Annotated in this window: 13 protein-coding genes; 7 read left to right on the top strand and 6 right to left on the bottom strand. The window is 68.2% G+C overall.

Annotated features, from left to right (window positions below; translation table 11 throughout):
* From DKT68_RS26735 to DKT68_RS26720, 4 genes are all read left to right on the top strand, one after another.
* A partial coding sequence (locus DKT68_RS26735) for a family 16 glycosylhydrolase (RefSeq protein ID WP_109820133.1) occupies positions 1-1,230 on the top strand: 1,230 nt, incomplete at its 5' end.
* Between the two features lie 26 nt (positions 1,231-1,256).
* Complete coding sequence (locus DKT68_RS26730) at positions 1,257-1,661, top strand: discoidin domain-containing protein (protein WP_236647080.1); 405 nt, start codon at positions 1,257-1,259, stop codon at positions 1,659-1,661.
* Positions 1,646-1,882, top strand: coding sequence for a DUF1996 domain-containing protein (locus tag DKT68_RS26725; protein ID WP_109820132.1), 237 nt, complete (start codon positions 1,646-1,648; stop codon positions 1,880-1,882). The genes DKT68_RS26730 and DKT68_RS26725 overlap by 16 nt, the downstream gene beginning before the upstream one ends.
* Positions 1,879-2,493 (top strand): DUF305 domain-containing protein, encoded by a 615-nt coding sequence (locus DKT68_RS26720; protein WP_146218437.1) that lies wholly within the window; start codon positions 1,879-1,881, stop codon positions 2,491-2,493. The genes DKT68_RS26725 and DKT68_RS26720 overlap by 4 nt, the downstream gene beginning before the upstream one ends.
* Before the next feature lie 887 nt (positions 2,494-3,380).
* Here the strand turns inward: DKT68_RS26720 and DKT68_RS26715 are convergent.
* On the bottom strand, positions 3,381-4,100 hold the full coding sequence (locus DKT68_RS26715) for a VOC family protein (protein WP_109820130.1): 720 nt from the start codon (positions 4,098-4,100) through the stop codon (positions 3,381-3,383).
* Positions 4,101-5,078: 978 nt separating this feature from the next.
* Between DKT68_RS26715 and DKT68_RS31615 the strand changes: the two genes are divergently transcribed.
* On the top strand, positions 5,079-5,576 hold the full coding sequence (locus DKT68_RS31615) for a hypothetical protein (RefSeq protein WP_201749205.1): 498 nt from the start codon (positions 5,079-5,081) through the stop codon (positions 5,574-5,576).
* Positions 5,577-5,651: 75 nt separating this feature from the next.
* On the opposite strand, the gene DKT68_RS26705 is transcribed toward DKT68_RS31615, so the two are convergent.
* Entirely contained in the window at positions 5,652-5,852 is a 201-nt protein-coding gene (locus tag DKT68_RS26705) for a hypothetical protein (protein ID WP_109820129.1), read from the bottom strand.
* Between DKT68_RS26705 and DKT68_RS26700 the strand changes: the two genes are divergently transcribed.
* Positions 5,851-6,348, top strand: coding sequence for an LURP-one-related/scramblase family protein (locus DKT68_RS26700; RefSeq protein WP_109820128.1), 498 nt, complete (start codon positions 5,851-5,853; stop codon positions 6,346-6,348). The genes DKT68_RS26705 and DKT68_RS26700 overlap by 2 nt on opposite strands.
* Before the next feature lie 278 nt (positions 6,349-6,626).
* Here the strand turns inward: DKT68_RS26700 and DKT68_RS26695 are convergent, their stop codons facing one another.
* Entirely contained in the window at positions 6,627-7,979 is a 1,353-nt protein-coding gene (locus DKT68_RS26695; protein WP_109820127.1) for an FAD-binding oxidoreductase, read from the bottom strand.
* Positions 7,980-8,026: 47 nt separating this feature from the next.
* Between DKT68_RS26695 and pdxR the strand changes: the two genes are divergently transcribed.
* A complete protein-coding gene (gene pdxR, locus DKT68_RS26690) occupies positions 8,027-9,454 on the top strand; it encodes a MocR-like pyridoxine biosynthesis transcription factor PdxR (protein WP_109820126.1) in 1,428 nt (475 codons plus the stop codon).
* A gap of 255 nt (positions 9,455-9,709) precedes the next feature.
* Here the strand turns inward: pdxR and DKT68_RS26685 are convergent, their stop codons facing one another.
* The 3 genes from DKT68_RS26685 to DKT68_RS26675 form a co-directional block, all read right to left on the bottom strand.
* A complete protein-coding gene (locus tag DKT68_RS26685) occupies positions 9,710-10,315 on the bottom strand; it encodes a DUF4145 domain-containing protein (protein ID WP_109820125.1) in 606 nt (201 codons plus the stop codon).
* Positions 10,316-11,019: 704 nt separating this feature from the next.
* Positions 11,020-11,598: an HD domain-containing protein gene (locus DKT68_RS26680; protein ID WP_109820124.1), complete on the bottom strand. Its 579-nt coding sequence runs from the start codon at positions 11,596-11,598 to the stop codon at positions 11,020-11,022.
* Positions 11,595-12,722 (bottom strand): helix-turn-helix domain-containing protein, encoded by a 1,128-nt coding sequence (locus DKT68_RS26675; protein ID WP_109820123.1) that lies wholly within the window; start codon positions 12,720-12,722, stop codon positions 11,595-11,597. Before DKT68_RS26675 ends, DKT68_RS26680 begins: the two co-directional genes overlap by 4 nt.
* Between the last annotated feature and the right edge of the window lie 124 nt (positions 12,723-12,846).

Raw genomic sequence — 12,846 nt, 5'->3', positions numbered from 1 at the left:
GCGTACGACAGCAGCGTCGCGCCGCCCACGACCCCGCCGCCCGGCGGCGCGACGCTGCTGTCGTACGCCAAGCCGGCGGTCGCGTCGACCAGCCAGAACGACGGCGCGTGCTTCGGCTGCACGCCGGACAAGGCGTTCGACTACGACCCGGCGAGCCGCTGGGCGACGAGTCCCACCAACGGCTGGGTCGACCCGGGTTGGATCTACGTCGACCTCGGCGCCACCGCCACCGTGACCCAGGTCGTGCTCCAGTGGGATCCCGCGTACGCCAGGTCGTACCAGATTCAGGTCTCGCCGAACGCGTCCACCTGGACCACCGTCTACTCGACCACCACCGGGAAGGGCTTCAAGGAGACCATCGACGTGACCGGCACCGGTCGGTACGTGCGGATGTACGGCACCGCCCGCAGCAGCCAGTACGGGTACTCGCTGTGGGAGTTCAAGGTGTACGGCACCGGCGGCAACCCCACCCCGCCGCCGACGATGCCTCCCGACCCGACGTTCCCGGCCACCCGGCTCGTGTTCGCCGACGAGTTCAACGGCGCCGTCGGCGGCAAGCCCGACCCGGCCAAGTGGACGATCGATCCGGGCACCGGCCAGAACAACGAACTCCAGTACTACACGAACAACGACAACGCCAGCCTGGACGGCGCCGGCTCACTCGTCATCGAGGCCCGCCGGGAAGCCGTCAACGGCCGCTCGTACACCTCGCACCGGATGAACACCGGCAACAAGTTCCACGTGCAGTACGGCCGGATCGAGGCCCGCATCCGGGTGCCGAAGGGCAACGGGCTCTGGCCGGCGTTCTGGATGATGGGCGCCGACTTCCTCACCGGGCGGCCGTGGCCGTACAACGGGGAGATCGACATCATGGAGGTCCTCGGCCGCAACACGCTGGAGGCCTACTCGACCCTGCACGCGCCGGCCTACAACGGCGGCAACGGGTACGGCCAGAAGTACGCGTCACCGGGCGGGGTGGACCTCTCCGGCGGCTTCCACGTCTGGTCCGCCGAGTGGGACAGTCGCGGCATCACCTTCAAGATCGACGGGCAGACGGTCTTCGTCGCCAGCAAGGCCACGGTCGAGTCGACCCGTGGGCCGTGGGTCTTCGACCACCCGTTCTACCTCATCCTCAACCTCGCCGTCGGCGGCGACTTCCCGGGACCGGTGGACGGCACCACGCCGTTCCCGTCGCGGATGCTCGTCGACTACGTCCGCGTCTACCAGTAGCCCGGCCCGGAAGGAGTCCTTTGTCCTTGCCAACATCTCCGACACCGGCTCGCGGGCGGCTGCGTACCGCCGTGCTCGCCGTGGCGCTCGTCGCCATGCTCGGCGGCTACCTGGTCGCCACGGGCATCCGGGCCGACGCCGCCGACCCCCTGCTGTCCCAGGGCAGACCGGCGACGGCGTCCTCCACCGAGAACGGCGGCACGCCGGCCGCCAACGCCGTCGACGGCGACAACGGCACCCGCTGGGGCAGCGCGTTCAGCGATCCGCAGTGGCTGCGGGTCGACCTCGGCGCCACCGCGACCGTCAGCCGGGTGGTGCTGCGCTGGGAGGCCGCCTTCGCGCGGGCCTTCACGGTGCAGACCTCGGCCGACGGCACCGCCTGGACGACCGTCTACAGCACCAAGACCAGAGCCACATGGCGTACCCGGTGAACAACGACTGCCCGGCCAGCCACCCGGTGCCCGTGCCGAAGCTGCGCCAGGTGATCCGGTACCCGGCGAACGGTGACCCTGCCCGCTTCCGGCTCGCGTCCGGTGCCGGCTACACGATGCACGGCGACTTCTTCAACGTCTGGCCGGTGGCGGAGATGGAACGCCGGGTACGGGACTGCATCCGCCCGATCATCAAGTGCGGCGTCAGCGGGACGCCGTGACGGTCGTACCTCCTCGCCGGCCCGGCACCGGGCCGGCGAGGCTGTCCGCCCTGCTTGCCGGGCTGCTGCTCGCCCTCGTGCCGGCGGCCGGCTGCGCCACCGGGCCGGCCACGGAAAGGGCCGCGCCGGCCCCCGTCGTGTCGACCCCGGCCACGGCGACGCTCGGCGGCACCGACGCGGCCTGGATCCAGTTGATGATCCCGATGAACGAACAGGTACTCAAGGCGCTTGACCTCGTATCCGGGCAGACCACCGACGAGCGGATCCGGGACCTGGCCGGGCGGATCGCGGCGGGCCGGCGCGCGGAACTCGACGACCTGAGGCGGCTGCGGGGCAGCGCGGGGCTCCCGGCGGTCAACCAGCACGAGGGGCACGAGCTGCCCGGCATGGTGATCCCGGCCGACCTCGTCGTGCTGCGCTCACTGCGCGACGCGGCGTTCGACCGCGCCGTGCGGGAGACCCTGCGTGAGCACGTGGAGCAGGGCGCGCGGCTCGCGGACGCCGAACAGACCAACGGGGCCGATCCGGAGACCCGGCGGCTCCCGGAGCGGATGCGGCAGACCCGGGTCACCGAACTCGGTTGGCTCAGGCGGACGACGGCCACGCCGTGACCCTGTCCGCCACGTCGGACGCCGGTGGCACCGAGCGGTCGCCGCCGGGGAGCCGGCGGCGACCGCGGGTGGTTCAGGCGTCAGCAGCCACAGTTGTGGTAGAGGATGTCCCAGTGGTTGCCCTCGTCGGTGTAGAGGTTGCCCGACGGGGCCCTGTAGCGTTCCAAAACTCGTCGCGGCGCCCTGGGTGTCCCACGGCGAGCCTGGCTCGGGGGAGCGGATTGGGAGCAGCGCGGTGCTCCGAACAGCCCTGAACTGCGTCCAAGGGCATCGAACGGCCCTCAACTGCACCCACGCCTACCTGCGGCTCCACGTTGCCGCAGGTCAGAGGCGGTGCAGCGTCCTGGTTCCCGCGGAGTGCTCCGCGGTTCTGCACAGCCGTCGACAAGCTCTATGTCGCCTGGCGGGGGAGCGTGTGCAGGTCAAGGCGGTAAGGAGCCACCGGTGGGCCTGGCCTTGCAACTGGGAGCAGATCGGGTGCAGATTGGCGAAGAGGTCTCCGCGCCCGAAGTGGTCACGATGCCGGGCAGAGACGAGGACTCTGACCTGCGGTGATGAGGTCGAGCAGTGCGGCGTGACCTCCCAGTGGATACCGAAGTGGTCAGGGCTCGCTGCTCCCAGCATGGCTTGTGTCCCCGCGATTACGGGTCGTTGGTCGCCACAGGGCCGGATCTGCTCTATGTCGATGCCGGTCGCGAAGTTCCGCCGCGCCGGACCGGTAGCTGGTCTCATCCGCTGAGACACTGATCCCACCAGCGAAGCGGTGGCCAGCGCATCCGCTGTGGTGACCTCTTCGGCGATCCCGAAGACCTCGGCCATGGTGCTCCCGGTTGCCAGTCGGCCAGCATTCGCACATGTCGAGATGATGGAGGCGTTCGTATGGTGAGTCACCGCAGTGCTGCTGCGAGTTCAGCGGCGTTGTCGAACGCGGGTGCCGCCCTTTCGGATTCGTCTTCCGTGAGCGTGACGGACCGGGCGCGGGTCAGCATCTCGGCCGCAGTCTTTGGATCGTGCAGCACCGTCGCGAGTTCGGCGCGGTAGACCAGGACCTCTACCTGCTCGACCGGGTCGTCGTCGGCTTGCGGGCGGGCCAACGCGCTGTTGAGGATCCGAACGGCCTGTCCGACGCTTCCCCTGGAATCGGCCTGCACGACAGCATTCGCTAGGGCCTTGGCCAGCCGCCCGGCAGGCGTGGCGGCCGGCATGGGGGCGGTGGCGGCGTCCCGAAAGACGCGGATCCAGTTGCCGCCCGGGTCGATGACGCTGAATCCGCCCAACCCGTCGGCGTTCTTCCGCGCCCTGGGCCGGGTCATCCGCGGCGTTCCGGACACCAGTACCTTGCCGTACGCGGCGCGCATGCCGGCTGCGAATGCCCGATGTAGTCCCTCGATGTCCGCGGTGAGTACGAGACAGGAGCCATAGGACTCCTCCGGGTCAAATCCGGCGATCTCGAAGAACTGCAGATGCAGGTCTTCCCGCTGCACCCCCACACACGCGTTGGGCTTGCGTTGCTTGTACGTGGTGCGGAAACCGAGAACTCCGTAGAAGGTTTCGATGTCGTCAATGGATGCGCACGGCAGCAGGGGAACGGTCCGCTCGTTGGTCATGCCTCCTTCCTAAGCGTCGCAGGGTGTCCGTCGCACATGGAAATAGCTGATCATCGGCTTCGGTCATCCGATCGGCTGATGACCCAGAACGCAACGCTGCCCAGCCGAGTCATCGGCGGTGCCTGCCTGCCATATGTCTCGCCAAGATCAGGCGCCCGGATCTGCCGCTGACAAGGCGCGGCGATCGTGAGCGTGCTTCCCGATTGACCGATGCGGCTGCGGGAGCCAGTGCTGGTGCCAACCAAAGCGCTGGGCCGGCAGCTCACGATCGGTCGGCGGGTCGGCAGCCCGGTTTAGGGGGAGCGGGTTGGGAGCAACGGGGTGCCCTGAACGGCCTTGAACTGCGTCCAACGGCATCGAACGGCGCTCAACTGCACCCACCCCTACCTGGGCTCTACGTTCCCGCAGACCAGGGGGTGCGGCGTCCTGTTTCACCGCGGAGTGCTCCGCGGTTCTGGGCAGCGGTCGACAGCGCTCTGTGTCGCCCGGCAGGGGAGTGTGTGCAGGTCACGGTAGTAAGGAGCCGTTGGTTGGCCTGGCCTTGCAACTGGGAGCAGATTGGGTGCAGGTTGGCGAAGAGGTCTCCGCGCCCGAAGTGCTCACCGATGCCGGACAGAGACGAGGGCTTTGACCTGTGGTGATGTGGTCGAGCGGTGCGGCGTGACCTCCCAGTGAAGGGCGAAGTGGTCAGGTGGCGCTGTTCCCGGGGTGGCTGGCGCCGGCCGGCGTCTCGGTTCGCCTACGGCCACGTCTGCGGGTGTGCCGCAGATCGATGTGAAGCGTTGCGGGTGAGCTTGCCGGAGTTCGCCGCGCTTCCGTCATCTGAGACACCGATCCCATGGGCAACGCCCTGACCAGCCCTTTCAGGCAGGTGACCGCTTTGGCGGACCCGAAGGCGTCAGCGCTGGCGCCCCCCGGAGGCGGTAGGGCGGCATACGCTCATGCCGATGACCGTCACGCCCGGGTAGCCTGGATTTCATGGCTACCGTGATGCGGAGGACGTCGTCCACAGTGGTCGTCGCCATTGTTGTCGCTGTGGTGTTGGCCGCCCTCACGTCGTGTTCGGCGGATTCGTCGGATGGGTCCGGCTCCGAGACATCCGCGTCCGTCGGCGCACCGACTCCCACCCAGGCGGCCACACCGTCGCCCGCACCGACCGGGCCGTGCGCTGACGGGACGTGCCAGATCGAGGTCGCGGTGGGTGACGTCGTGGCCGTGCCGGAAAGGTATGGCCTCGGGCCGATTGAGGTTACGGCGATCACCGCCGCCGCGGTCGAGATGGCCGCGCCGCTGACCGGGTCGGGCTACAGCGTTTCGGGCTGTTCCGGTGGTGGCGGCGTGTCGTCGCAGGGCGGCGGCGGTGTTGGAATGAGCTGCAAGGTGGGAAGCGTCGCGACCATTAACGACGTCATGAGCTTGGAGGTCGTCAAGATCGGCGACACCGTTGCCGTCCTGCGTATCGAACCCGCCGGGTGACGTGATCAAGTGCACGGATCTGCCGCCGACCGCACGACCGGTCAGCGTCCGGTCGTGCCGATGAATTCGTGCTCATCACTCCATCTGGTCTGCCAGCCGGTCGACCGCAATCAGCGTGCCGTCCAGGATCGCGTACGCCAGTTGGCTCTCGTGGTTCGGCGTGCGCCGCTGGAGGGTGTCATTTCTGCGGTGCCGACCGATGTGACGGCGGCGGTGGCGGCCGGCCGCGCCCGGCCGGCCGGCACTTCCGGGCGCGGTGGGGGAGAATCGAATCATGTTTGTCATTAAGGAGCGGTTCTTCTCGATCGGCGACGACTTCGACGTGCTCGACGAGCACGGCACCAAGGTCTTCCACGTCGACGGCAAGGTGCTCAGCGTCCGCAACAAGGTCGTCATTGAGGACGCCTCCGGCCATGAGGTCGCCACGCTGCACCGGCACCTGGTGGCGCTGCGTCCCACGTACGAGATCCGGATCGGCGGCGAGAAGGCCGCAGAGGTCCGCAAGAATCTGCTCACGCCGTTCCGCGACAAGTTCACCATCGACGTGCCGGGGCCCGACGACCTGGAGATGAAGGGTGACCTGCTCGACCACGAGTACGTGATCGAACGCGACGGCACCGAGGTGGCCGCGGTCTCCAAGCGGTGGCTGACGATCCGGGACACCTACGCCGTGCAGGTCACTTCTAACGTCGACCCGCTGCTCATTATCGGCAGCGTCCTCGCGCTCGACCTGGCCATGGACCGCGACAAGAAGAAGGACGACGAGGACTGACCCTCTGGGTGGAGGCGCATTGCTCGGGGTCGACTCGTGGCCGGGACGGTCCAACGGTTCACCGGCGGCGGGTCGCTGATCCTTACACGGGCATCAACGGCGCCGGTCCTTAACGGACAGGAGCCGGGGTCACCAGACATGCTCTATGACCGCTCCGCCGCCGTTGGCAGGTACACCGGAAGTGTGGCGGACACCGAAAAGCCGCCGTCCGACGTTGACCCGGCGGTCAGCTTGCCACCGACGACCTCTACCAGGGCGGGCAGGAGCAGCCGGCTGCGCTACTGGCTGTGGGGCTGGATGTTGTGGTTGAGGTGGAACACGTTGTGCGGGTCCCAGATCGTCTTGAGTGCTGTGAGCCTGGCGAGCTTGGCGGCTGGGTATGCGCGGCGTAGCCCGCGTTGCCCCTCGTCGGCGGCGAGCGAGTTGACGTAGACGCCGTCGGCGTACGGGTCGAGGGCGGCTCCGGCAGTGCGAGCCGCTGCCATCCGGAGGTCGTCTTGGGCTGGTTCGGTCCAGCGGGAGCCGGCGCTGTACTCGAATGTGGTGCCGCGGTGGCTGAACGCGGCGTCGGCGTCCGCGACGTCGGCGATGGCGCCGCCGTGCGCCTGTAGGCCGACGCCGGGCAGGTAGGTGCCAGCGTGCAGGTCCGTCGCGCCGCGCAGCAGGAACGCCTCGATCGCGGCGGTGGGGAACTGCCGCAGGTAGTGCGCGCTGGAGTACCGGCGGTAAGCGTGGCCGCCGACGGTGTCGTCACGTTGCTGCAGTTCCAGGTATGACGGGGTGGTGACCCGCTCAGCGACTGGGCGCCCGAGCGCGCGCATCGCCGGCAGCAACCGGCGACCCTGTGCCGGGTCGCCGACCCATACGAAGCCGACGGTGGCGATAGGGCCGATGGCCGTGCTGTGGACATCGGCGGTGAAGGTCGCCTGCCGCGGTGCGACGGCGTTCAGGTCCCGCCAGCCTTGGAGCACCGGCACGGCGTCCTCGGCGCGGAAGTCGAACTCGGCGACCAGGGTCTGCGTCCCGGTGTAATGCAGTTGGAAGTCGAAGTCGGTGACGATGCCGAAGTTGCCGCCCCCGCCGCGCAGGCCCCAGTAGAGGTCGGGGTTCTCGGTTCGGCTCGCGGTCACCACCTCCCCGTCGGCGGTGACCATTCTGTAGGAGACGACGTTGTCGCAGGCCAACCCGTGTTGGCGGGCGAGCCAGCCCATGCCGCCGCCAAGGGTCAGGCCGCCGACCCCGGTGTGCGAGACATTACCCGCGGTCGTGGCGAGGCCGTATGGCTGCGACGCCCGGTCGAGTGCGCCGAGCAGCGCGCCGCCCTGGACCCGGGCGCGCCGCCGGATCGGGTCGACCCGAACGCCGTTCAACGGGGTCAGGTCGATCATCAGGCCGTCCGCGGGGACGGCGAGGCCGGCCACGTTGTGCCCGCCGCAGCGCACCCCGATCTCCAGGTCGAGTTCGCGGGCCAGGCGCACCGCGGTCACCACGTCGGTGACGCTCGCGGCCCGCACGATCATCCGCGGGCGGCGGTCAATCATGGCGTTCCAGATGGTGCGGGCCGCGTCGTAACCCGGGTCGCCCGGGATGAGGAGGCGGCCGTCGAAGCGAGCGCTGGTCACTGTCGTCATACGTCTGAGCCTGACGGAAATCGGTACACCCGGTAAGGTCCGATTGCATGGGCCGAATCAGGACCAATTCGAGCACGGCGGAGGACCTGCTCATCGATGTCGACCGGTCCGCAGCCGAACCGCTGCACCGGCAGATCGCCGCCTCGATCCGGGGCAGCATCCGGGCCGGCCGGTTGCGTCTCGGGACGTCCCTGCCACCCACCCGCACCATCGCGGGCGATTTGGGAGTCTCACGCGGCGTCGTGGTCGAGGCCTACCAGCAACTCGTCGCCGAGGGCTACCTCACCAGTCGGGCTGGCGGCTACACCCGGGTTGCGGTCGAGCCGATTCCGCCGCCAGCGGATCCCTGCGCCGGGGATAGGTCGGCGGCCAGGATCGACTTCGGGTACGGCCGCACCGACGTGTCGTCGTTCCCTCGGGCCGCCTGGCTGCGTTCGGTGCGAACGGTCCTCACCAGCACGCCGAACGAACGCTTCGCCTACCTCGACGGGCGTGGCGTGCCCGAACTGCACGCAGCCCTGACCGACTACCTCAACCGGGTCCGCGGCACGTCGGCCCACCCCGAGAACGTCGTGATCTGCAGTGGGTACGGCCAGGGCGTCGCGCTGCTGATCCAGGTGCTCGCGGCGCGCGGCGCCCGCCGGCTGGCCGTCGAGGACCCGTCCGCGGACGACGACGCCCGCCCCGTCGCGGCCGCCGCCGGCCTGGAGGTGATCGGCGTCCCGGTCGGGCCGGACGGCATTCTCGTCGAGAAGCTCGAACAGACCGACGCGGACGCCGTCGTGCTGACGCCCTCGCACCAGTGGCCCACCGGCGGGGTCCTGTCGGCCACCGCGCGGGCCCGGGTCATCGGCTGGGCGCAGCGCCGCGGCGCCGTGGTGATCGAGGACGACTACGACGCCGAGTACCGCTACGACCGCTCGCCCGTCGGCGCCATGCAGGGGCTGGCGCCCGACACCGTCGTCTACTGCGGCACAGCGAGCAAGACCCTGGCGCCAGGGCTGCGCCTCGGCTGGCTGCTGGCGCCACCACACCTGGTCGACGAAATCACTGCGGCCAAGGTACGGGCCGACCGCGGCTCTCCCGTCATCGACCAACTAACCTTCGCCGACTTCCTCGCCCGCGGCGAATTCGACCGGCACCTACGGCGCATGCGCCCGGTCTACCGCCGCCGCCGCGACGCACTCCTGGCCGCACTGCGCGCACGGCTGCCCGAACTGGAACCGGTCGGTGTCGCGGCGGGCCAACACGTCGTGACCTGGCTCCCGCACGACCTCGACGAGGCCCCGGTCGTGGCTGCCGCCGCCCGGCACGGACTGGTCGTGCAAGGCGTCTCCCGGTACCGACTGAGCCCCGCCGGACCCGGCGGGCTGATCTTCGGCTACGCCACCCTCACCGAACGCGCCATCACAGACGGAGTGGAAGCCCTTGCCAACGCGGTCGCAGAGGTCCGTGAGCATTTGGCTCCGCTCTGACTAACTGCTTGACGATCGGGTCGTACGCTGGTGGACAACCACGGACTTCGAGGGACGTTCGGAACCAACTCATCGACGCGTAAGGGCTGGTGAGAGGGGCTTGGCTGTTGTCTGGGGTCAAGGGGTGCTCGGTTCGAATTCGGCCGTCCCGACGCAGGTGAGGGGTCATCTCGGAAGATCGAGACGGCCCCTTTGTTGTAACTGGATAGGGTGGGGGCCATCCCATTGAGGGTCGACGGCGAACGGGATGACGAGTCAGTTCGCGCTGCGGCGATCCTTGAACTCCTTGAACCTCTTCGCCAGAACGTAAAGGTGATCGAGCATGGCCTCCGCAAGTTCTAGCGCGTCTCGCGCATCTTCCCTGCTTACGGCGCTTCCGGTGTAGTGCGCGCCTGCGTTACCCAATGCACGAAGCTCTTGGCTCCATTCCAAGAGGCGTGCGTCAAGATGGCCTTGGTCAAGCATCCTCTGCAGTGCCTTAGCCAAGGGGCGATCGTCAACGCCGTGTTCTTGGCAAACGCCTTCCAGGGTTCGCCGGACCATTACCACAGCCGCCGTGAACGCCTTCGCGTCGTAGCACGCACGTGCTTCCTCGGCTTCGCGGCGCAACGACGCTGGGATGGCGGAACTCAGCAGCCGTTCGTTGTGGGGCCAGATACGTACCGGATCATCCCAACCTTGGCCGTAGTCCTCCTGAAGCAGGACGGCGGGGTTTGTGCACTTGTTGCACCGGACCAGGCTGTAGAGACTGGGCGGACCATAGTTTGGATCCCGAACCTCGACCGCGCCGCGTAATGCAGCCAGGGTGGCTGTCTCACACTCGGGACATAGCAGCACCTGCCCTGCCTGTTCGTTATCCATTGGACCTCCCGCTGTTCGACCTCCCGATCATGCCTTCTCCGTGGCCAGCCGTCGAGATCCTTGCTGTGTGCCTGATCTGTGCCCGATCCAGTGGTCACCACCGGTCGTCTGAAGCGCGTGGGTAGTCCTGCGCTCGATGAACTTGCGGCCTTGAGCCAAGACGACGTGCACGCACGACGGCCGCTGAACTGACTGCTACACGAGCAGGCTGAGTGGCTAACTGGGTGACGGCGGGTGCTGCCCACGACGGACGCCGGTGGACGTCAGCGGACCGTCCGCAGATCACAAGCCCGCTGGCTCTGCAGTTCGTCGGACCGGCATCGTTCCTTTGGGACGAAGCAGTCGAGGAGGAGGGGTGAGGTCGGGCCGGTGCCGTGGCAGCATGCAGGAGTGACGTTCGATGATGACCGGTATCTGGATGCCTTCGTCGACTACAGCAGAGGCGTCATTTCGTTCGGCACGACGTCGAAGTGCCAGCAGAGACTCTGACGGATGGGTTGGCCGGTCCTGATGATGATGTGCCACATGGCTCGTTGTGGTTGTCGGCCGACCGGGCCGAGGTGGTGGCCAGGGCCTTGCTCAGTTGCGCGGCAGAGGTGAGGAAGCATAGCCGTCTGCGCGGCTCGTGAGTGGACAACTGGGTGACCATTGGGCCGGACGGCCGGTCGCCGGGATCAATACAACCCGCGCGCAGCTTTGAACTCTTACTCCTGCGGCGGGGGAGTGAGCCAGGCCAGGGGTTGTCCGCTGAGGGCGGCGTCGGCAAGGCGGTGGGCGCTGGCGGTCTTCAGAGCGGCTCGTGAGCTGTCGATCCAGCGCTGCACGTTGTCGACGCCTTGGTGGCGGTACTCGACGGCTTGGACGAGGCATTCCAGCTTGTCAGCGTCACGAGCGACGACGGCTTCTAGTGTCTCGCCAGCTTCGTATTCGCCGATTGCGGCGGTGATGACTTCGGCGACGGCTGGGGGACAGGCGGCGACCTGGTCGGCGGTGACGGCGGTGTTGGGTACGGCGGTGAGATAGCGCTTGGCGATGTGTGGGATGTCGGTGATTCGGGTTTCCTGGGTGTCGTGCAGGACGCAGAGCATCGACACTCGGGCTGGGTCGGCGCCCTCCATGGCGGCGAGCATCATTCCGATGAGCGCCGTTCGGAAGGAGTGCTCGGCGATGGACTCGGGTTGCTTGACGCCGGCGAACCACCAGCCGGTCCGGGCGGCGCGTTTGAGGACGCCAGCTTCGAAGATGAAGTTCATCGCCCCGGCGGCGTCGTGATCGTCGGTCATCTGCCCGTCCCTGTGCCGGTGAGTCCGCCCGCCCGCAGGCTGTAGACGATAGAGGTTAGTTCCTGCCGCGACTGCGCGGAGATCCGGTCACTGTCCAGGAGCGGGACACTGCGGTCGAGGAGCGCCCGAGTCGCGGCGGGGTTGTCGAGAGCGAGACCGCGTCGTGCGGCCAGCAGAGCCCAGACGTTGTGGATGTTGAGGTCGACGAAGGGATGCCCTGGTTCGAGGCGATGGACCAGGTGCCGAAGAAGGATTGAGCCATGCCAGTCAGCGAGCGCTTCGGGCATGAAGGAGTCGTCGCGGTGGCGGTACGGGATCTCGCCCACCCAGTAGGCCGAGTAGTTGAGAGCCGCTCGCTCGCAGGCGTCGTCGGGATGTGCGCGAGCGATGAAGTCTCGTAACGGTTCCGGGTCGCCCTGGTTAGCGAGGGACGTGACGACGGAGCGGGCGTTGGGCCACAGCGGTGACCAGGTGCGAAAGGTGGTCGTGCGGCGTGCTCGGGCGGTGGTCTGGCTGAGCCAGCCTGCTGCTGCCTTGGTGGGGTCCATGCCGGCAAGGAAGCAGGCTTGCCGGTGCAGCAGCACGTTCCGATGTCGTCCGGCTGCGGCGCGATCGGCGAGCAGGTGAAGGTGAGCGAAGAACGCACGTTGCTCGTCGACGGGCAGGGTCGGCCCGGACGCGACTGGACCCCGCCGGGGATGGGCGATGGGTAGCCCTCTGGCGAAGGTCGGTGTCTGCCCGAGGACGGCCCAGAGGATCAAGTCGGTCAGACGGTGGGTGAGTACGGACCAGCTCAGCGGCTGTTCGGCGATGTCGCAGCGGCCCACATGTTCGTTGAGGACGGCGGCGAGGATGAGATCCGCCTCGGCGGCGTCGTCAAGTGCTGCGAGCAGGAGCATGTTCGCGCCGAGCCGTCCGAGCCGGCGTCGGACGGCGATCGCCTGCCCGAGCGGTACCGCGGTGAATGGCCGGCGCCCGGACTCCCAGCTCTGCACGGTCACGCGATCGACGTCAAGGTCGACGGCGAGCTGCTCCTGCGTGAGCGGGATGGACTCCCGGATCAGCTTGAACAGGTAGCCGGTCACCTCGCCGCGATGTGGTGCTGATCGTCCGTGGCCGCTCATGCGTCATCCCTACGTTGACCCGTGGTCGACGTTCCGCCGTGAAACCAAGCCGCGGCAGCTCATCTGGCCTGCTCACTCGTACTGCGGGTGAGTCCAACCGCCGTCGTCGTGATCGTAGCGTCGC

The sequence above is a fragment of the Micromonospora acroterricola genome, from assembly GCF_003172955.1.
GTDB classification, from domain to species: Bacteria; Actinomycetota; Actinomycetes; order Mycobacteriales; family Micromonosporaceae; genus Micromonospora; species Micromonospora acroterricola.
The sequence above is the reverse complement of the archived record's forward strand: the minus strand, read 5'-3'. Positions and strand labels throughout refer to the sequence as shown.